A 19,806-nucleotide genomic window follows, 5' to 3' on the forward strand; every position below is an offset into this window, starting at 1 on the left:
CGAGGCCGCGATGACGTGAAAACGGCCGCCTACTGGTAACCGCGGGACTCGAGGTCTACCGGCAGGTCGACGGGGACGCGGGTCACGGCGCTGTCGATCCGGCCGTCCGGGTGCAGCGCCAGCCAGCGGAAGCCCGGCGCCGCGTCATCCACGGTGAATTCGGCCTGGCCGGGCTTGAACTGGACGCAGGTCGACGGTGTGCAGAACAGCTTGAGGCCGTCGCGGTCGCGCTCCAGGGCCTGGTGCACGTGACCCCAGAGCAGGCCCCGGGCGCCGGGGAAGCGCTCGAGCACGGCGAAGAGCCGTTCCGCGTCGGCCACGCGCTGCTCGTCGAGCCAGGCGCAGCCCACGGGCACCGGCTGGTGGTGCAGGCAGACCAGCGTGTACAGGCCCGCCGCCGCGGCCGCCGAGAGCCCCGCCTCCAGGCGGGCGAGTTCCTCGTCACCGAGCCGGCCGCCGACCTTCCCGGGGACCTGGGAATCCAGCATGAGCACCTGCCAGGCGCCGAGGCGCAGCTCCCGCGGCATACGCGACTCGCCCGCGACCGCGGCCATGGCCCCGCGGTCGTCGTGGTTGCCGGGCAGCCAGTAGTGGCGCGGGGTGACGGCGTCGAGGTAGCCGAGCAGCCGCTCGTAGGCTTCCGGCGCACCGGCGTCGGCCAGGTCGCCGGTCGCCAGCAGCGCATCCGGCGCCGGGTGCGCGCGGCGCAGCGCCTCGAGCACCGCGACCAGGGAGCGGTCCGTGTCCATGCCAATGAGGGTGCCGCCGGCCACGGCCGAGAGGTGGGTGTCGGTCACCTGGACCAGTTGCACCGTGCCGCCGGGATCGGAAATGGAGAGCTCTGGAACCGCGGCGGCCGGCATGCCTGGGCCCGTCAGGCCTCTGAGCTGCGCTCGGCGACGCCGCGTGGCAGGGGCGCCAGGCCGTGCTGGAGGCAGTGCTCCAGCCAGTCGGCCAGGAAGCGGTTCTGCTGGTTCTTCTCGTCCTGTTGATGCATCGCGGGGTTGGGGTAGCTGTAGCGGCCGCGCACGCTGCCGCTGGTCTGGAAGGAAATGACCTCGAGCATGCCGGCATCGTGGTAGGCGCGCACGTCGATGCAAAGCGGCGCCAGCCAGCGTTCCACGTGGGCAAGGGAATGCAGGCGGACATGGGTGGTGTAGCGGCTGCGCTCGAGAACCTCGAGCAGCACGCGCTCGTCACCGAGCTGGAACTCGCGGCGGTTCGTCACCTCGTAATCCGGGAACAACCGCACCAGCCGCGCGTAGTTTGCCTCGCACAGCGCGTGCAGGGCCGTCAGGTCCACCTTGTAACGCGGCTTGCATTGACGGGGCTTTCTTTGCGGACGTAGGGCCAGCGTCGATCCCTCCGGGTGCGTCTCCTATGAAAAACGACGGGGCGAGTTCTTGCTGAGACCAGCGGCCCCACCGCCCGTAGCGTTCAATGAGTGTAACACCTAAGATGGCGACTGCTGCCGGGGGCTTCTTTTTTTGTTAACTGTTGCACACGCCCCTGCGCCGTGCCGGGCCCCCTGTTAAACTCGTGCCGCGGCAAGCCCGACTGACAAGACACAGGATTCTTCGCATGAAACTACCTGGCGCGGCCCCCCTGGCCCTGGCGTTGGCCCTGCTCAGCGGGACTGCCGGCGCCGAGTCGCTCACCGACATCTACGAACTGGCGCTGGAGAACGACGCCCAGCTCAAGGCCGAGGAGGCGCAGTACCGGGCCTCCCTCGAGGACGAGAAGGTGGCGCTGTCGGCGCTGCTGCCCCAGGTGAGCGCGGGCTACAGCTACCAGGACTCGGACGTCGAGACCACGGCTCCAGGCATCATCGGCTTCGACAACGGCGGGGTGCCGATCATCGGCGACACCTTCGACAATACCAAGACGGATGTCGATACCTACCAGGTGTCCCTCTCCCAGGCGATCTTCGACCTTCCCGCCTGGTTCAGCTTCCAGTCCGGCAAGGAGCTGACCAGGCAGGCGGAGGCCACCTTCGCCGCCAACCAGCAGAACCTCATCGTTCGCGTCGTCGAAGCCTACCTCGGCGTCCTTCGGGCCGAGGACAACCTCGAGGCGTCCAAGGCCCAGGAGCGCGCCTTCGAGCGCCAGCTGGAGCAGACCCGGCAGCGCTTCGAGGTCGGCCTGATCGCCATTACCGACGTCTACGAGGCGCAGGCCGCCTATGACCTGGCGCAGGTCACGCGCATCCGCGACGAAAACGCCCTCGACGTGGCGCGGGAGCGCCTGAGCGTGCTCACCGGCAAGCGCCACGACAACCTCGAGATACTCGCCGAGGCCTTCGAACCGAAGAAGCCGGACCCGATCGAGCGCGACGCGTGGGTCGAGTTCGCCCTGGAGAACAACTTCAACCTGCAGGCGGCAGCCTACGCCGAGGAAGCGGCGCGGCAGAACGCCAAGGCGCGCAAGCTCGCCCACGCCCCGACCGTGAGCGGCACCGCGCAGTACTCGGAGTCGGAGACCACCGGCTCGCGCTTCCAGGATCCGGCCGGCATCTTCAACTTCCCGCCGGACCAGGAGCGCGATGTCACCGCCTTCGGCATCGAGGTCAACCTGCCGCTCTACTCCGGCGGCGCCATCAGCGCCAACCGCCGCCGCGCCGCCCAGGAGTTCATCGCCGCCCGGGAAAACCGCATCAACCTGTCGCGCAACACGGTGACCGAGGCGCGCTCCCTGCACCTGACCGTGCTCAGCGACGTCGCCCAGGTCGCGGCGCGCAAGCAGAGCATCGTCTCCTCGAAGAGCGCCCTGGACGCCACCCAGGCCGGCTACGAGGTCGGCACGCGCAACGTCGTCGATGTGCTCAACGCGCAGAACACGCTGTTCGCCGCCCAGCGCGACTACGCCAACAGCCGCTACGACTACATCCTGAACATGCTGCGGCTGAAAGAGCAGGCGGGCCTCCTGAGCCCGGAGGATGTCTATCGCCTGGACAGCTCCCTGGTGGAGCCGCCGCCCCCCACGGCCTCGGAAGACAGCGAAGAAGAATAGCGCCCCGCATGGGCCTCGAACTGCCCCTGGCGATCGACCGCGTGCCCGGCTTCCTCGCACCGGAGGAGGGCGAGACCCTGTACCGGCACGGCTGCCGGGCGGTGGCGCTAGGCCCCCTGGTCGAGATCGGCAGCTACTGCGGCCGCTCCGCCGTCTACCTGGGCTGTGCCTGCCGCGACGCCGGCGGTGCCCTCTACGCCGTGGACCACCACCGCGGTTCCGAGGAACACCAGCCCGGCGGGGCCTTTCACGACCCGGCCCTGCTCGATCAGGCCACGGGCGCGGTGGATACCTTCGGCTGCTTCCGCCGGACCCTGGCCAGCGCGGGCCTCGAGCCCTACGTGCTGCCCGTGGTGGCAGAAGGCACGCTGTTCGCCAGCCACTTCCCGGGGACCGCGGGCCTGGTGTTCATCGACGGCGGGCACAGCCTGGACGCCGCGCTGGCGGACTACCGCGCCTGGGCCGGCAAGGTCGCCCGGGGCGGCGTCCTCGCCATCCACGACGTCTACCCGGACCCGGCCGGCGGCGGCCAGGCCCCGGCGGCCGTGCGCCGGCTGGCACTGGACTCGGGACTGTTCGACGAAATCGACGCCGTGGGAAGCCTGCGGGTGCTCAGGCGCCTATAAACAATACCTCTGAGCACCACCGCTGAATACCGCCTAAAGCCGCGGCGGGCGGGCGCTTTCCCGGGCCTCGGCGCCGCCCAGCAGCTCCACCGAGGTGAAAAGGCGCGAGGCGCCGGTGTGGCCGGTGAGCGCATCGGCGGCGAGGAGCACGGCGCCGGCGGTCCAGGTGGGCTTCTCCGCGGGCCAGAGCAGGTCCTCCACGAACTGGTAGCCGGTCCAGTAGGCGCCGTCGCCGTCGCGCCACTGGTGCAGCCAGCTGTAGAGCTCGACGGCCCGGGCGTGGTCGCCGGCGGCAAGCAGCGCCATGACCAGCTCGCAGGACTCGGCCACGGTCACCCAGGGTTCCTCCACCACGCAGCGGCAGCCGAGCCCCGGCTCGACGAAGGCATCCCAGCGCGCCGTGAGCCGTGCCCGCGCCGCGGCACCCTGCACCGCCCCGGTGAGAACCGGGTAGAACCAGTCCATGGAAAAGCGGGCCTTGCTTTCCCAGGTGCGGTCGAAGCGCTCCGGCCGCCGGCGCAGCGCCTCGCCCAGGCGCGCGCGGGCGCGCAGCCAGGCCGGGCGGGGCCGGCCGACGGTCGCGGCGATATTGACCGCGCACTCGAGGCTCTTGTAGATGGAGCTGCAGCCGGTAACGAGCGCATCGCCCTTGGGCCGCCCGTCCCCGTCCACGGCCCAGTCGATCTCGCCGTGCTCCGATTGCAGCGACAGCACGAAGCCCACCGCCCGCTCGACCATCGGCCAGTAGCGCAGCAGGAAATCGTCGTCGCCGGTCACGAGGTAGTGGTGCCAGACACCGGTGGCGGCGTAGGCGACGAAGTTGCTCTCCCGGCGCTCGAGATTATCCGGCAACGCGCCGCGGTAGGCGGCCCACCAGCTGCCGTCCTCCAGCTGCCGCGCCGCGAGCCAGTCATAGGCGCGCGCGGCGGCCTCGACTTCGCCGCCGATGGCGAGACCCATGGCCGCTTCCACGTGGTCCCAGGGGTCGGTGTAGTTGCCCGGGAACCAGGGAATCTCGCCGCTCTCGCACTGGCTGTCGAGAATGAACTGAACCGTCGGCCGCAGCAGGTCGCGCGGGAACAGGCCCGGGCTCAGGTAGGGGCCGCTCACGGCGTCGCCTCGCGGCGGAAGTAGAGCACAACGCTCTTGCCCAGGAACGGGTCGAGGAGCTTTTCGAGGCGGCGGGTGAGCCAGGGCGCCTTCAGCATGTCCCAGACGAGCAGCCGGTGCCAGGCACGCACCAGCCAGCTGCGCTCGCGGTGCTCCCAGAACAGGCACTGCAGCCACCAGTAGGGCACGTGCAGCGCGTGCGCACCGTGGCGGTGATAGCAGCGGTAGCCCACGCCGGCAACTTCCCGCTCCAGCGCCTCGCGCCGGAAGATGCGCAGGTGGCCGCCGGGCACCTGGTGGTAGCCGCGGCTCAGGCGCCAGCACAGGCGCTCCGGCCAGGCCCGCGGGACGCTCACGCAGAGCAGCCCGTCGGGGCGCAGCACCCGGGTCGCCTCGGCCAGGGCGGCGCGGTAGTCCGGGATGTGCTCGAGCACCTCGCTCATGATGACCGCATCGAAAGCACCGTCGGCGAAGGGTAACGTGAGGGCGTCCGCGGCCACCACGGCCGCCGGCGCCGGGGGCGGCAGCTCTGCGAGCCGTGCGCGGGCCGTGGCGAGGTCGCCGGGGGACAGGTCGACGCCCACGGTCTCGAAGCCGGCGAAGGCGGCACCGTGCACGTGACGCCCCTCGCCGCAGCCCAGGTCGAGCACCCGGGCGCCGGCGGGCAGCGCCAGGAAGCTGAAATCAACGGTCTGCACGGGCGAGCACGCGGCGGTAGTAGGCGACCATGGCGCCGGCGCAGACAGACCAGCTGAAGTTGTCGACGATGCGGCGCCGGCCGGCGATGCCCAGGGCCTGGCGGCGGGCCGGGTCGCGGAGCAGCCCGCGCAGGGCGGCGGCCAGCGCCGCGGCATCGCCCCGGGGCACGGTGACGCCGGCGTCGCCGACGATCTCCGGCAGGGCGCCGCCATCGGTCGCCACCACCGGGACACCGCAGGCCATGGCCTCCCCCGCGGGCAGGCCGAAGCCCTCGTAGAGCGAGGGCACCACCGCGACCGTCGCCTCCGCGTAGCGCTGCACCAGGGTCTCCGTGCTGATCCCGCGCTCGAAGCGCACGCGGCCGGCAAGGCCGAGCCGGTCGAGCAGCTGCTCGGTCTTGCCGCCGGGCTGGGGCCGGCCGATCACCAGCAGCTCCAGGTCCGGGTCGTCACGAAGCAGCTCGGCGTAGGCCAGGAGCAGGTAGCGCAGGCCTTTCAGCGGCGCGTCGGCGGAGGCCGTCGCCATGAGCCGCCGCGGGTGCCGGGGGGTGTCCGGGAGCGGCCGGAAGACGGCGGTGTCTATGCCGTTGTAGACGAGGTCGACCTGCGCCGGGTCGATGCCGAAGTCCGCGCCGATATCGCGCCGGGAGCATTCGGAGACGGTCACGACGTGGTCGAGACGCCGGGCGACGTGCTTCTGCATGCGCAGGAAACTGTGCCAGCGCCGGATGAGCAGCCGCTCCACGGGGCCGCGAGCCGCGTCGAGGGCCAGGCGAAGATCGTGGGTAATCGGGTGGTGGATGGTGCTGACCAGCGGGATGCCGAGGCGCTGCAGTGCCAGCATGCCGTAGGACAGGCTCTGGTTGTCATGCACGAGGTCGTAGCGGTCCCGATGCCGGCGCAGGCATTTCACCACCCGCCGGCCGAAGGTGTACGGCTCGGCGAAGCCGCCGGTGAGTTTGCTGGTCCACTCCACCATGTCGGTATAGGACGCCAGGTGGCGCGGCCGCAGGGAGCCGAGCCCGTTCTCGAACAGGTCCAGGCTCGGCAGCTCGATGAGCGGGACCCGCGGGTCGAGGTGGGGGTAGGGCGGCCCGGAGATCACGTCGACCCGGTGGCCGGCATCGACCAGCGCCTTGCTCAGGTACTTGAGGTAGATCCCCTGGCCCCCGCCGTAGGGCTGGCTGCGGTAGCCGAGAAGGGCGATGCGCAGCGGCCGGTCGAGCGCGGGCGCGACCGCCGGCGGGGGCGGCACGGGCTCCGCGGCCGGGATGCCCTCGCGGAGCAGGGCCAGGTTGTTATCGAACTGTGCGATGTGGGCGTCCCCCGATCGGTGCCGGCCCCGCGTGCACACCTCGCCCGGCGCCGCGCGGGCACACGGTGGAGGGGGGAATCGGGCGGGCGAACTCTGCTGCCGGAAAGTTGCCAATGTTAACAATGGCGCCGGGGAAATTCACCCGCCGCCGCGCGCAAAGCGGAAGGCAAACAAGGAAGGGCGGGGAGGCAGGCGCGGGGCGACAGGGCCGGGCCGCCGTCGCTATACTGGCCCACCCCAGGGATGGAACGGCAGGCCATGGCGACAGGAGAGACCAGCTACCGGGGCATCATCCTCGCCGGCGGCAGCGGCACCCGCCTGCACCCGCTCACCAGCACGGTGAGCAAGCAGCTCATGCCGGTGTACGACAAGCCGATGATCTACTACCCGCTGGCCACGCTCATGGCGGCGGGCATCCGCGACATCCTGGTCATCACCACCCCGCGGGACCAGCGCGCCTTCAGCGACCTGCTCGGCGACGGCAGCCAGTGGGGGATCAGCCTCCAGTACACCGTGCAGCCGAGTCCGGACGGCCTCGCCCAGGCCTTCATTCTCGGCCGCGAGTTCATCGGCAGCGCCCCGGCGGCCCTGGTTCTCGGCGACAACATCTTCTACGGCCACGGTTTCACCGATTCCCTGCGCAGCGCCGCCGCCCGCGAGCACGGCGCCTCGGTCTTCGCCTACTATGTGCAGGACCCGGAGCGCTACGGCGTGGTCGCCTTCGACGAGGCCGGCGTGGCCATCGACATCGAGGAGAAGCCGGCGCGGCCGCGCTCGAGCTACGCCGTCACCGGCCTCTATTTCTATGACAACGACGTGGTCGATATCGCCGCCGGCATCCGGCCCTCCTCCCGCGGCGAGCTGGAGATCACCGACGTCAACCGGGCCTACCTCGCCCGCGGCGACCTGCGGGTGGAAGTGATGGGCCGCGGCACCGCCTGGCTCGACACGGGCACGCACAACTCGCTGCTCGACGCCGCCAATTTCATCCGCGTGGTCGAGGAGCGCCAGGGCCTGAAGATCGCCTGCCCGGAGGAAATCGCCTTCCGCATGGGCTACATCGACGCGGCCCAGCTCGAGGCCCTGGCTGCACCACTTCAGAAGAGCGGCTACGGCCTCTACCTGCAGCGCCTGCTGCAGGGCGACATGGCGGTGTTCGATGGACTTTGAAGCCACCGCCATCCCCGGCGTCTACCTGCTCAAGCCCCGCGTCTTCGGCGACAGCCGCGGGTTCTTTCTCGAGAGCTGGAACGCCGCCACTTTCCGCGACGCGGGCTTCGACCTCGGCTTCGTGCAGGACAATCACAGCCGCTCGACCCGGGGCACGCTGCGCGGCCTGCACTACCAGACGGAACACACCCAGGGGAAGCTTGTGCGCGTCACCAGCGGCCGCGTCTTCGACGTCGCCGTGGACCTGCGCCGGGACAGCCCGACCCTCGGCCGGTGGGTCGGCGCGGAACTCGGCGACCACAACCACCACATGCTCTGGGTGCCGCCGGGCTTCGCCCACGGCTTCTACGTCCTGTCCGAGAGCGCCGACTTCCTCTACAAGTGCACGGACCGCTACCACCCGGAGTCCGAAGTCACCCTGGCCTGGGACGATCCCACGGTAGGCATCGACTGGCCGCTCCCCGGCGATGAAGCCCCGCGCCTGTCCGACAAGGACCGCCAGGGCCTGGCCTTCGCCGAGGTGCCGCTGCTGGGCTGAGTCACCGCCGCTGCGCTGGCTGAGCCTTCCCGTGGCTCATCACTGTTTCCGGGGGCGGAGGCGGGAGTCTCTCCTCAGCCAGGCCCGGCCGGCCAGCCCCGGGCCCGGGCCGTGAGCCCGAACTGCGCCGCGTAGTAAAGCAGCATGATCGCGTGGCGCGCCCCGGGGACCGGCTCGAGGAAGCGGTTCACGGCGATCAGCGCATCCGAGAGGACGAAGGCCACCGCACCGGCGACGGCCCAGCGGCCGGCGCCGCAGAAGGCGGCCACCAGGGCCATGGCCGTGATCACCGCGAGGTAGGCCAGCACCGCCGGGGCGAGCGTACCGGTTTCGGGCAGCAGCAGCCTGCCGAGGCCGGCTGCAAAGGCAAGCAGCCCGAGCGCGAGGAGCACCCCCCCGGCCGAGAACCGCGGCCGCGCCGCGAAGGCCGCGATGTAGCAGAGGTGCGCGAGCAGGAACGCGCCGAGCCCCGGGACAAAGGCCCCGAGCTCGAGCGACAGGTCGCCGGTTGCCGAAAAAACCAGGGCCGCAAGCACCGGCACCCAGCCCGCGCCGCGCTGCAGCAGCACGAGTGCCGCCAGGCTGGCGATGGGGGTCACCTTGAGGACGAGGGGCGTCGGCCCCGGGCCGGCGCCCGGCGCGACAACGAACACCACGGCGCTGAAGAGAAACAGCGCCTCCAGGGCGCTACGCACGGTCATGGCATCCGCCCGCTTTCCACCCGGCCTCGATCCGCCATCAGTCCGGCAACAGCGGCCGCCACCAGTCCTCCCGGCCGAGGTACCAGTCGATGGTGCGCGCAAGGCCGCTCTCGAAGTCTTCCTGCGGCGCGTAGCCCAGCTCCCGCTCGGCGCGGCCGGCGTCGATGGCATAGCGCCAGTCGTGCCCCGCCCGGTCCGTGACGAAGGTCACCAGCTCGCGGGCGCTGGCGCCGCGGGCCGGCGGCGCGTCGGGGAAGCGCCGGGCGAGCTCGCCGTCCGCTGCAAAGCGGGCGTCGAGCTGGTCGCAGAGCAGGTGGACGATGTCGAGGTTGGCCCACTCGTTGTTGCCGCCGATGTTGTAGCTCTCGCCGACGACGCCGCGCTCGAGCACGCCCTCGATGCCCCGGCAGTGGTCCTCCACGAAGAGCCAGTCGCGGATGTTGCTGCCGTCGCCGTACACGGGCAGCGGCCGGCCGCGGAGGATATTGGTCAGGCAGAGGGGAATGAGTTTCTCGGGAAAGTGGTAGGGCCCGTAATTGTTCGAGCAGTTGCTCGTGGTCACCTCGAGCCCGTAGGTGTGGTGGGCCGCGCGCACGAGGTGGTCCGCGGCGGCCTTGCTCGCGGCATAGGGCGAGTTCGGGGCGTAGGGCGTGTCCTCGCGGAAGGCCGGGTCGCCCGGGCCGAGGGTGCCGTAGACCTCGTCCGTGGACACGTGGTGGAAACGGTGCGGGCGCCCGCTTCCGGCGAGCCACTCGGCGCGCGCCGCCTCGAGCAGGCTGTGCGTGCCGAGCACGTTCGAGCGGACGAAGGCGTCCGGGCCGCTGATGGAGCGGTCCACGTGGCTCTCGGCGGCGAAGTGGACGATCGTGTCCGCGGCGTGCTCGCGCAGGCAGCGCGCGACGGCGTCGCGGTCGCAGATATCCGCTTCGACGAAATGGAAGCGCTCGTCGTCCTCGCGGCTGGCAAGGCTCGCGCGGTTGCCCGCATAGGTGAGCGCGTCGTAGACCACCACCCGGTCCGCCGGGTGGGCGTCGAGCCAGTAGTGAACGAAGTTGGCGCCGATGAAACCGGCGCCGCCGGTCACGAGTAGCGTGCGGCTCATGCCCCCTGCTCCTTGAGATCGTGCAGCATCAGGCGCAGCTGGCGGCGCCAGTGCACCCCGTCGATGGCGAGGTCCCGCCAGGTCGCGCCCTTGTCGAGAACGCTGTAGGCCGGCCGCTGCGCGGGCGTCGGGTAGGCGGCCGTCGGCACCGGCAGGATGCGCGGCAGTCGCCGCAGCAGGCCCAGGGCCAGGGCCTCCTCGCCGATGGCGACGGCGAAGTCGTACCAGCTGGCCACGCCGGCGTCGCTGAAATGATAGGTGCCGGCGAGCGCCGGGCGCTCGACGAAGGCCCACAGCGCCAGGGCCAGCCCCCGGGCCCAGGTGGGGGTCCCGACCTGCTCGGCGACCACCGTGAGCTCCTCGCGCTCGGCCATGAGCCGGAGCATGGTCTTCACGAAATTGCCGCCGTGCCGCGAGTAGACCCAGCCCGTGCGCAGCACGATCGCGTCGGCCAGGGAGGCGCGCACGGCGTCCTCGCCGGCGAGCTTGCTGCGGCCGTAGGCGCCCAGCGGCGCCGGCGCGGCCTCCGGGGCGTAGGGGCTGGAGGCGCGCCCGTCGAAGACGAAGTCGGTAGAGACGTGCAGCAGGCGCACCCCGCGCTCGGCACAGGCCGCCGCGAGCAGCCCCGGCGCCGTCCCGTTGATGGCGTCGGCCGCGCCGGGCTCGGCCTCGGCGCGGTCGACGGCGGTGTAGGCCGCCGCATTGATGACCACCCGCGGCGCCAGCGCATCGAGGGTGCGGCCGATGGCGGCCGCATCGGTGATATCGAGGGCCTCGCGATCGAGGGCAGCGCAGTCGGGGCCTTGCGGAGAAGTAAGGACCAGCTCACGGCCGAGCTGGCCGCCGGCACCGGTCACCAGGGCGCCGCCGCTCACGGCGGGCAGCGGGCCCGGAGCCAGTCGTAGAGGTCCGCCAGAACGGTCTCGCGCTCGGGCTCGTTGAAGATCTCGTGGTACAGCCCCGGGTACAGGCAAAGGGTCTTGTCCTCGGAGCCGGCGCCGGCGACAAAGGCCTCGGAGCCGGACGGCGCCGTCATGGCATCGGCATCGCCGTGCATGACCAGCAGCGGCAGCCGCAGTTCGCCGCGCCGCTTCTCTACCTCGCCCATGGCGGAGAACAGTTCCACCACCAGGCGGGCGCTGAACTTGCCCGTGTGGACGAGCGGGTCGGCGCGGTAGGCCGCCACCACCTCGGGGTCCCGGCTGATGCCGCTGGCATCCAGCTGCAGCACCCCCAGGCGCGGGAACAGCGCGGCCAGCAGCCGGTTGATCCAGATCGCCACCACCGACGGCGGTTCGGCCACGGCCAGGGCCGCGCCGGACAGGGCGGCACCGGTGAAGCGGTCCCGGCGGTCGAGGAGGTAACGGGCAGCGATCAGGCCGCCCATGCTGTGGCCCACCAGGAAGCAGGGCAGGTCGGGGTAATCCTCGTCGATGCGATCGCGCAGGGCGTCCAGGGGCTCGAAGAAATCGGCGAAACGGTCGATGTGCGCGCGGTGCCCGGGGGACTGCCCGTGACCGCGGTGGTCCGGCGCGAGCACCGCGATGCCGCGCTCGTTCAGCCACCCGGCAACGGCGGCATAGCGGCCACTGTGCTCGCCGGCCCCGTGCGCGAGGAGCACCACGGCCACCGGGTTCGCCACCGGCCAGTACCGGTAGAAGGTCCCGTCGGCGAGGCGCCCCTCGCCGGGGGCACCGGGCGCCTGGCCGCTCATGCCACCGGGGTCAGCCATGCGCTGTTCTCCGGCCGCTTGCCGCGCACCGCGTCGAAGTACATGGCCTGGAGCTTTTCGGTCACCGGACCGCGCCGGCCCTCGCCGATGACGCGGCCGTCGAGCGACTGGATCGGCACGACCTCCGCCGCGGTGCCGGTAAAGAAAGCCTCGTCGGCGATGTACACCTCGTCGCGGGTGATGCGCCGCTCCTCGATGCGGTAGCCGAGTTCCGCCGCCAGGGCGAACACCGTGGCCCGGGTGATGCCGTCGAGGCAGGAGGTCAGGTCCGGCGTGTAGATGCGGTCGCCGCGAACGAGGAAGATGTTCTCGCCGCTGCCCTCGGCCACGTAGCCCTCGTTGTCCAGGAGGAGGGCCTCCTCCGCGCCGGAGTCGATGGCCTCGCGCAGGGCGAGCATGGAATTGATGTAGTTGCCGCAGGCCTTGGCCTTGCACATGGTGATGTTGACGTGGTGCCGCGTGTAGGACGACGTGCGCACCTTGATGCCCCGCTCGCGCGCTTCCGGGTCCATGTAGGAGGGCCACTCCCAGGAGGCGATCATCACGTGCGTTTCGAGGTTGTCGGCGCGCAGGCCCATGGCCTCGGAGCCGTAGAAGCACAGCGGGCGCAGGTAGGCTTCCTCGAGACCGTTCTCGCGCACCACGCTGCGCTGGGCCTCGTTGATCGTCGTGCGGTCGAAGGGCATTTTCATGCCGAGGATCTTCGCCGAGTTGAACAGGCGGTTGGTGTGCTCCTCGAGGCGGAAGATGCAGGTGCCGCGATCCGGGGTGCGGTAGGCGCGCACGCCCTCGAAAACGCCGAGCCCGTAGTGCAGGGTGTGGGTGAGCACGTGCACCTTCGCGTCACGCCAGGGGACCATCTCCCCGTCCAGCCAGATCAACCCGTCGCGGTCAGCGAATGTCATGCCCTGCTCCTGCCCCGTGTTCTGTTCGACGTCTCGTCGAAGGTTATCGTCAGTGGTTCCTGTCAAAGGGTCCCGTCCAGCCCCGCCGGCTCCACGCCCGCGAACAGTGCGTCCCACTGGGCCTGCACCGCGTCCCGGTGCATCGGGACATCGCCTTCCAGGGGCACGACCCCGTCGGCCTGCTGCAGCGCCAGGCGGTGCGAGGCGGAGCGGAAGGCGATGTAGGCCGCGATCAGGTCCGCGGCTACTGCTTCGGGGAAACGCCCCTCCCGACCGAGGGTCTCGAGGATACGGATGTTATCGGACCAGCGGGTGAGTTCCGGCTCTTCGTGCGACCAGGCGAGCACCGCGTATTGCACCATAAATTCAATATCGACGATACCGCCCGGGCTCTGCTTGAGATGGAAAGACCCGTCCGCGAGATCGCGCGGCAGCAGGTGTTCGCGCATGCGGTCACGCATGCCCACCACCTCCCCGGCGAGGGCCCCCGGGTCGCGCGGCCGGGCGAGGATGTCCCGGCGCAGCGCCTCCACGGCATCCGCCACCCCGGGATCGCCGGCCACGGGCCGCGCGCGCACCAGGGCCTGGTGCTCCCAGGTCCAGGCGTTCTCCCGCTGGTAGCTCTCGAAGGCGGCCAGGCTGCTGACCAGGAGGCCCGAGGCCCCGGACGGGCGCAGCCGCAGGTCCACCTCGTAGAGCTCGCCGAGGGCCGTGCGCGTCTCGAGGATGTGGATGATTTTCTGCCCGAGCCGCGTGTAAAAGACACTGTTGTCGATGCTGCGCTCGCCGCCGGTCACACCGCGGGGTTCCGCGTCCCAGATGAATACGAGGTCCAGGTCCGAGGCGTAACCGAGCTCGATGCCGCCGAGCTTGCCATAGGCGCAGATGGCAAAGCCGGTGCCCTCGCCCGCACGCGCGGGCTCGCCGTAGCGCGCCACCAGGGAGGACCAGGCGACCTTGAGCACCTGCTCGAGCACGACCTCGGCGATGAAGGTCAGCTTGTCGCTCACCTTCATGAGCGGCAGGCGGCCGAGGCGCTCGCTCGCAGCCACGCGAAGCACGTGCGCGGCCTTGAAGTAGCGCAGCGCGTCCATCTGCCCCTCGAGGTCGTCGAGGGGCAGCCGGTCCACCTGCTGCACAAGCTCCTCGCGCAGGCGCTCCCGGTCCGGCGCGCGGTACAGGCTGGAGCGATCCAGCAGCTCGTCGAGGAGCACCGGGTGCGCCGCCAGCAGTCCGGCGATCCACGGGCTGGCCTCGCACAGGGCGACCAGCTCCGCCAGCGCCGGCGGGTTTTCCGTGAGCAGCACGAGGTAGGCGCTGCGGCGCAGCACCGCCCGCACTAGCGGCAGGATACGCTCGAGCGCCAGGTCCGGCGCCTCGACCTCGGCACAGGCCTCGAGCAGCAGCGGCATGAAATGCTCGAGGCGCTCGCGCCCCTCGGACTGCAGCCCGCGCAGGCGGCTGCCGTCCTGCAGTTCGGCGAGAAGCCCGAGGGTCGAGTCCGGGTCGCGGTAACCGAGGCCGGCCAGGGTCATCGCGTCCACGGCGCCGAAGGCGACGCCGTCCAGGGGAGCCGCCGGGGCGTCCGCCGGCGGTGCGATCAGCTCGTCGAAATGATGGGCGACGCGGGCCCGCTCCCGCTCCAGCCGCCCGCGGTAGTCCCCCCAGCCGTCGCAGCCCATGACCAGGGCCAGCGCCGCCCGCGCTTCCGGGTCCGTGGGCAGCTCCTGGGTCTGGCGGTCGTTGTAGCCCTGGATAGCGTGCTCGCTGTCGCGCAGGAACAGGTAGGCCGCGCGCAGCTCCTCGACCACCGGGGGCGGCAGGATGCCGAGCGCCGCACAGCTTTCGAGGACGGGCAGCAGCTCGCGCTGCTGCAGGGCACGGTCGCGGCCGCCGCGGATGAGCTGCAGGCACTGGGCGATGAACTCCACCTCGCGGATGCCGCCGCGGCCGAGCTTCACGTTGTCCTCGAGGCCGCGGCGCGCGACCTCCGTCGCGATCATGCTCTTCATGGCGCGGAGGCTTTCGATCACGCCGAAGTCCACGTAACGGCGGAAGACGAAGGGCCGCAGGGTGCGCATGAGCTCGTCGCAGCGCGCGGGATCGCCGGTAAGCGGGCGCGCCTTGATCAGCGCGTAGCGCTCCCAGTCCCGTCCCTGGTCCTGGTAGTAGGCCTCCAGCGCGGAGAAGTTGTGCGCCAGGGGGCCGCTCTCGCCATAGGGACGCAGGCGCATGTCCACCCGGAAAACGAAGCCGTCGGCGGTGACCGGGTCCAGGGCGGCGATGAACGCGCGGCCGAGGCGGGTGAAGAACTCCTCGTTGCTGATGACCTTGCGTTCGCCGTCCGTCTGCCCCGCCTCCGGGTAGGCGAACACGAGATCGATATCGGAGGACAGGTTGAGTTCCCGGGCGCCGAGCTTGCCCATGGCGATGACGATGAGCGCCTGCGGCTTGCCGGAGCGCCGACCGATCGGGCGACCGAAGCGGGCCTCCAGCTTCGCCTGACAGGCGGCCAGCGCGTGGCGGATGCAGGCCTCGGCGAGGAGCGAGGTGTCGCGGACCGTCTCGGCGGTATCCGCGAGGCGGTTGAAGTCGCGCCAGAGGATGCGCAGCATCGCGCGCTGGCGGAACCGGCGCAGGACCACCGGCAGTTCCGCCGCCGGGTCCGCCAGCGCCTCGCCGAGGGCCCGGTCCCAGGCGTCATCCGGCAGCCGTTGCCACAGCTCGCCACTGCCGGCGAGCGCCGCGAGCAGCGCCGGGCGCCGCGCCAGCTGCGCCGCCGCCCAGGGGCTCGCGGCGAGGACGCGGGCGAGCTGGCCAGCATGACCGTCGTCATCGCCCAGCGCCGCCCGCGCCGCGCCGTCGCGATCGGCCTCGCAGAGCGCCTGCCAGGCGCGGCGCGCCGGGTCCACCAGCGCGGGCGGCAGGGATGCCAGGGGTAACTCCACTGCCGCTAGCGCTCGACCGCCGGGGCCACGCGCATGACCTCCTCGATGGTGGTTTCGCCCCGGGCGACGCGGGCAGCGCCGGACATGCGCAGGGACTGCATGCCCTCATCCATGGCCGCATGGCGGATCTTGCCGCTGTCCAGCCGGGCGGTCACCAGGTGCTGCACGCCCGGTGACATGACCAGCACCTCGTAGATGCCGCGGCGTCCGCGGTAGCCGGTGTCGCGGCACTGCTTGCAGCCGACGGGGCGGGCGATGGTCTCCGGCAGCGGCAGCTCCCGCGGCGCCGTGAGCTCACGCCACGCCTCCGGATCGGGCTTCGCCGGCGCTTTGCAGGCCGGGCAGAGGATGCGCACGAGGCGCTGCGACATGATACCGCGGACCGTGGCGCGGATGAGATAGGCCGGCACGCCGAGCTCCAGCAGCCGCGACAGCGAAGACGGCGAGTCGTTGGTGTGCAGCGTCGACAGCACCAGGTGACCGGTGAGCGCCGCCTGCACCGCCATCTCGGCGGTCTCGAGATCACGGATCTCGCCGACCATGATGATGTCCGGGTCCTGGCGGAGCAGCGTGCGCACGCCGGTAGAGAAGTCGAGGTCGATGGTGTGGTTGACCTGCATCTGGTTGAAGGCCGGTTCCACCATCTCGATCGGGTCCTCGATCGTGCACACATTCACCTCGTCCGTGGCGAGCTGGCGCAGCGTCGAATAGAGGGTGGTCGTCTTGCCCGAGCCGGTGGGCCCGGTCACCAGCACGATGCCGTTGCCGCTGTCGGTCATCGCGTGCCAGCGGGCGAGGTCCTCGTCAGCGAGGCCCAGTTCCTCGAAGCTCTTCTGCAGCACCTCCGGATCGAAGATGCGCATCACCAGCTTCTCGCCGAAAGCCGTGGGCAGCGTGGACAGGCGCAGCTCGATCTCGCCGCCGCCGGGGGTGCGCGTCTTCAGGCGGCCGTCCTGGGGCCGGCGCTTCTCGGCCACGTCCATGCGCCCGAGGATCTTGATGCGGCTGGTCATGGCGGCGCAGACCGCGGCCGGCAGCTGGTAGACCGTGTGCAGCACCCCGTCGATGCGGAAGCGCACGTAGCCCAGTTCGCGCCGGGGCTCGACGTGGATGTCGCTCGCGCGCTGCTCGAAGGCGTACTGCAGCAGCCAGTCGACGATGCTGACCACGTGCTGGTCGTTGGCGTCCAGCTCCTTCATGGAGCCGAGCTCGAGCATCTGCTCGAGGTTGGTCACGTTACCGCCGGGGCGCGCCGCAGCCACGGCGCCGGCACCGGCGCCGCGCACGGAGCGCGCCATGGTGTAGAACTCTTCCGTGTAGCGGTGGATCGCGCGCGGGTCCGCCAGCACGCAGCGCACCGGACGCCGGGCGACGTGCTCGAGATTGTCCTGCCAGTCCCGGCGCCAGGGCTCGGCGCTCGCCACCACGACCTCGTCCGGGTGCACTTCCACGGCGAGAATCCGGTGCCGCTCGGCGAAGGCCCGGGACATGACCTCGGCGACTTCGCCGACGTTGATCTTGAGCGGATCGATCTCGTAGACCTGCTGCCCGGTGCGCTCGCCAAGCCAGGCCAGCAGCGCGGGCATGTCCAGGGTCGATCCGGGGCGGGCCGCGTCCGGCAGCTTCTGTTCGGCGAGGAAGACCAGGGGATGGACGGAGCCGACGTTGACGCCGGCCAGGCGCCGGCTGTCGGCGGCGGCGAGCCTGCCGTCGCGATGCAGGTCGGCCACGACCTGCTCGAGGCGCAGGCGCGGGTCGCCCTGGGGGTGTGCTTCCTGGCGGCTCATAAGCGGTCTCTTGCGCGCATCGCGGCCCACGGCGGGATGCTATCACAGTGCCAATCCCGGCCGGGATTGCCCCGCTTCACTGTCACGGAACCGCGCAAGACAAGCGCGGCCGACTTGCCTATACTCGGCGCGCACTTGAACGGAGCAAGGCCATGGCCGTCGGCAGCCCGCTCGGCAAACTTTTCGGCACCTCGCCGATCAAGCCCCTGCAGCACCACATGCAGCTCGCCGGCCGCTCGGCGGAACTGCTCTGCCACCTGGTCGAGGCCGCCCTCGACGGCAAGCAGTCGCGCATGGAAGCTCTCTCGCTGGAGCTCGAGGCCGCCGCCCGCGAGGCCGGGACCGTGGCCACGGAGCTGCGTCGGCACCTGCCCCGGGGCCTCTTCCTGGCCATGCCGCGACCCGACCTGCTGCACCTGCTCAGCGCCCAGCAGCAGCTCGTGGACGGCGCCCGGCGCACCGCCCGCAGCCTGCTCTTCCGCCCCCTCGCGGTACCCGGGACGGCGCGCAAGTCCATGGACAGCCTCCTGAAGCGCAGCGAGGGCCTGGCGAAGCTCGTCCTCGAGGTGATCGAGAGCACGGACGAGCTGCTCGAGACCGGCTTTGCCGGCGCCGAAGCCCGCCGCGTGGAGCGACAGCTCGACAGCCTTCGCCGCCGCGTGCAGCAGAGCGACAAGCAGGCCGACAAGCTGCGCGAGATGCTCCTGCGCAGTGAAGGGGAAAGCGATCCCCTCGACAGCGCCTTCAATTACCAGCTGGTCGATGCGCTGGACGCCCTCGCCGCCGTCTACGGCGAAATCGGCGAACGGCTGCGGCTGCTCCTCGCCCACTAGCACACCGACCCCGGGACCTGATCGTGGACATCATTGCCCAGTACGGGACAGAACTTCTTATTCTCGCGTGCATCGCGGGCTTCTTCATGGCCTGGGGCATCGGCGCCAACGACGTCGCCAACGCGATGGGCACCTCCGTCGGTTCGCGCGCCCTCACGATCCGCCAGGCGATCCTCGTCGCCATCGTGTTCGAATTCTTCGGTGCCTACCTTGCCGGCGGCGAGGTCACGGCGACGATCCGCAAGGGCATCATCGACCCGACGCTGCTGGCCGACACGCCGGAACTCCTCGTCTACGGCATGATGTCGGCGCTGTTCGCGGCGGGCACCTGGCTGCTGGTGGCGAGCGTGCGCGGCTGGCCGGTCTCCACCACCCACTCCATCGTCGGCGCCATCGTCGGCTTCGCCGCGGTCGGCATTTCCGTGGACGCGGTCTCCTGGGGCAAGGTCGGCACCATCGTCACCAGCTGGGTCGTCTCGCCGGTGCTCGCCGGTAGCATCGCCTTCGGCCTGTTCATGAGCGTCAAGGCACTCATCCTCGACACCGACAATCCCTTCGACCGCGCCAAGCGCTACATCCCGGTCTACATGTGGGCCGTGGGCTTCATGATCTCCATGGTCACGCTGCTCAAGGGCCTGAAGCACCTGGGCCTGGATCTGGACTTCGGCCTGGGCTCGAAGTTTGCCAACGCGCTGCCGCTCTCCGCCGCCATCGGCCTGGTAGTGGCCGGCCTCGGCGCCCTGCTGCTGCGGCGCATCCGCTACGTCGAGAACTCCGACGACCGCTTCGCCAGCGTCGAACGCGTGTTCGCCGTACTGATGATCTTCACCGCCTGCTCCATGGCCTTCGCGCACGGCTCCAACGACGTGGCCAACGCCGTGGGCCCGCTCGCCGCCGTGGCCACCACCATCAAGAGCGGCGGCATGATCGGCAGCCAGGCCCCGATGGCCGGCTGGATCCTGCTGGTCGGCGCCATCGGCATCGTCGTCGGCCTCGCCACCTACGGCTGGAAGGTGATCATGACCGTCGGCCGGCGCATCACGGAGCTGACCCCGTCCCGCGGCTTCGCGGCCGAGCTCGCCGCCGCGTCCACCGTGGTCATCGCCTCCGCCACGGGGCTGCCGGTGTCGACCACGCATACGCTGGTCGGCGCGGTGCTCGGTGTCGGTCTCGCCCGCGGCATCGCCGCCATCGACCTGCGCGTGATCGGCTCCATTTTCCTGTCCTGGATCATCACGCTGCCGGCCGGCGCGGTGCTGGCAATCATCTACTTCTTTACCCTGCGCAGCATCTTCGGCTGACAGCTTTCCCTGACCCGACTTCCTCACACCT

18 protein-coding genes are annotated in these 19,806 nt (G+C 70.8%); 6 read left to right on the forward strand and 12 right to left on the reverse strand.

Annotated features, from left to right (window positions below):
- Positions 1-29: 29 nt before the first annotated feature.
- The gene (cpdA, locus tag RKE50_RS02695; protein WP_350034192.1) at positions 30-863 is read right to left on the reverse strand and encodes a 3',5'-cyclic-AMP phosphodiesterase; all 834 of its coding nucleotides are present in this window, start codon (positions 861-863) and stop codon (positions 30-32) included.
- An 11-nt stretch (positions 864-874) separates the two neighbouring features.
- On the reverse strand, positions 875-1,303 hold the full coding sequence (locus tag RKE50_RS02700) for a DUF1249 domain-containing protein (RefSeq protein WP_350034193.1): 429 nt from the start codon (positions 1,301-1,303) through the stop codon (positions 875-877).
- Positions 1,304-1,581: 278 nt separating this feature from the next.
- On the opposite strand from RKE50_RS02700, the gene RKE50_RS02705 reads away from it, so the two are divergent.
- On the forward strand, positions 1,582-3,009 hold the full coding sequence (locus RKE50_RS02705) for a TolC family outer membrane protein (RefSeq protein WP_350034194.1): 1,428 nt from the start codon (positions 1,582-1,584) through the stop codon (positions 3,007-3,009).
- Positions 3,010-3,017: 8 nt separating this feature from the next.
- Positions 3,018-3,635: a class I SAM-dependent methyltransferase gene (locus tag RKE50_RS02710; RefSeq protein WP_350034195.1), complete on the forward strand. Its 618-nt coding sequence runs from the start codon at positions 3,018-3,020 to the stop codon at positions 3,633-3,635.
- A gap of 33 nt (positions 3,636-3,668) precedes the next feature.
- On the opposite strand, the gene RKE50_RS02715 is transcribed toward RKE50_RS02710, so the two are convergent.
- The 3 genes from RKE50_RS02715 to RKE50_RS02725 are packed head-to-tail and all read right to left on the reverse strand — an operon-like array spanning position 3,669 to position 6,797.
- Positions 3,669-4,745 (reverse strand): prenyltransferase/squalene oxidase repeat-containing protein, encoded by a 1,077-nt coding sequence (locus RKE50_RS02715; RefSeq protein ID WP_350034197.1) that lies wholly within the window; start codon positions 4,743-4,745, stop codon positions 3,669-3,671.
- The gene (locus RKE50_RS02720) at positions 4,742-5,443 is read right to left on the reverse strand and encodes a class I SAM-dependent methyltransferase (protein WP_350034199.1); all 702 of its coding nucleotides are present in this window, start codon (positions 5,441-5,443) and stop codon (positions 4,742-4,744) included. Before RKE50_RS02720 ends, RKE50_RS02715 begins: the two co-directional genes overlap by 4 nt.
- Complete coding sequence (locus RKE50_RS02725) at positions 5,430-6,797, reverse strand: glycosyltransferase family 4 protein (protein ID WP_350034200.1); 1,368 nt, start codon at positions 6,795-6,797, stop codon at positions 5,430-5,432. Before RKE50_RS02725 ends, RKE50_RS02720 begins: the two co-directional genes overlap by 14 nt.
- A gap of 219 nt (positions 6,798-7,016) precedes the next feature.
- Here RKE50_RS02725 and rfbA point away from each other — a divergent pair, with 219 nt between their 5' ends.
- Both rfbA and rfbC read left to right on the forward strand, forming a co-directional pair.
- Positions 7,017-7,928: a glucose-1-phosphate thymidylyltransferase RfbA gene (rfbA, locus tag RKE50_RS02730; protein WP_350034202.1), complete on the forward strand. Its 912-nt coding sequence runs from the start codon at positions 7,017-7,019 to the stop codon at positions 7,926-7,928.
- Positions 7,918-8,466 (forward strand): dTDP-4-dehydrorhamnose 3,5-epimerase, encoded by a 549-nt coding sequence (rfbC, locus tag RKE50_RS02735; RefSeq protein WP_350034204.1) that lies wholly within the window; start codon positions 7,918-7,920, stop codon positions 8,464-8,466. The genes rfbA and rfbC overlap by 11 nt, the downstream gene beginning before the upstream one ends.
- A gap of 74 nt (positions 8,467-8,540) precedes the next feature.
- Here rfbC and RKE50_RS02740 read toward each other — a convergent pair whose 3' ends face one another.
- The 7 genes from RKE50_RS02740 to tfpB form a co-directional block, all read right to left on the reverse strand.
- Positions 8,541-9,167: a lysoplasmalogenase gene (locus RKE50_RS02740; protein ID WP_350034206.1), complete on the reverse strand. Its 627-nt coding sequence runs from the start codon at positions 9,165-9,167 to the stop codon at positions 8,541-8,543.
- Between the two features lie 37 nt (positions 9,168-9,204).
- Positions 9,205-10,269: a dTDP-glucose 4,6-dehydratase gene (gene rfbB, locus RKE50_RS02745; protein WP_350034208.1), complete on the reverse strand. Its 1,065-nt coding sequence runs from the start codon at positions 10,267-10,269 to the stop codon at positions 9,205-9,207.
- Entirely contained in the window at positions 10,266-11,144 is an 879-nt protein-coding gene (gene rfbD / locus RKE50_RS02750) for a dTDP-4-dehydrorhamnose reductase (protein ID WP_350034210.1), read from the reverse strand. The genes rfbB and rfbD overlap by 4 nt, the downstream gene beginning before the upstream one ends.
- Positions 11,141-12,001 (reverse strand): alpha/beta hydrolase, encoded by an 861-nt coding sequence (locus RKE50_RS02755; protein WP_350034212.1) that lies wholly within the window; start codon positions 11,999-12,001, stop codon positions 11,141-11,143. The genes rfbD and RKE50_RS02755 overlap by 4 nt, the downstream gene beginning before the upstream one ends.
- Positions 11,980-12,906: a branched-chain amino acid transaminase gene (locus tag RKE50_RS02760; protein WP_350034214.1), complete on the reverse strand. Its 927-nt coding sequence runs from the start codon at positions 12,904-12,906 to the stop codon at positions 11,980-11,982. The genes RKE50_RS02755 and RKE50_RS02760 overlap by 22 nt, the downstream gene beginning before the upstream one ends.
- Positions 12,907-12,968: 62 nt before the next feature.
- A complete protein-coding gene (gene glnE / locus RKE50_RS02765) occupies positions 12,969-15,854 on the reverse strand; it encodes a bifunctional [glutamate--ammonia ligase]-adenylyl-L-tyrosine phosphorylase/[glutamate--ammonia-ligase] adenylyltransferase (RefSeq protein ID WP_350034216.1) in 2,886 nt (961 codons plus the stop codon).
- 5 nt (positions 15,855-15,859) lie between these two features.
- Positions 15,860-17,641, reverse strand: coding sequence for a type IV pilus assembly ATPase TfpB (gene tfpB / locus RKE50_RS02770; RefSeq protein ID WP_350034218.1), 1,782 nt, complete (start codon positions 17,639-17,641; stop codon positions 15,860-15,862).
- A gap of 152 nt (positions 17,642-17,793) precedes the next feature.
- On the opposite strand from tfpB, the gene RKE50_RS02775 reads away from it, so the two are divergent.
- Positions 17,794-18,474, forward strand: coding sequence for a DUF47 family protein (locus RKE50_RS02775; RefSeq protein WP_350034220.1), 681 nt, complete (start codon positions 17,794-17,796; stop codon positions 18,472-18,474).
- Positions 18,475-18,497: 23 nt separating this feature from the next.
- Positions 18,498-19,775, forward strand: a complete 1,278-nt coding sequence (locus RKE50_RS02780) for an inorganic phosphate transporter (RefSeq protein ID WP_350034222.1) — start codon at positions 18,498-18,500, stop codon at positions 19,773-19,775.
- Positions 19,776-19,806 lie beyond the last annotated feature (31 nt).

The sequence above is a fragment of the Pseudohaliea sp. genome (assembly GCF_040217025.1).
GTDB lineage: Bacteria > Pseudomonadota > Gammaproteobacteria > Pseudomonadales > Halieaceae > Pseudohaliea.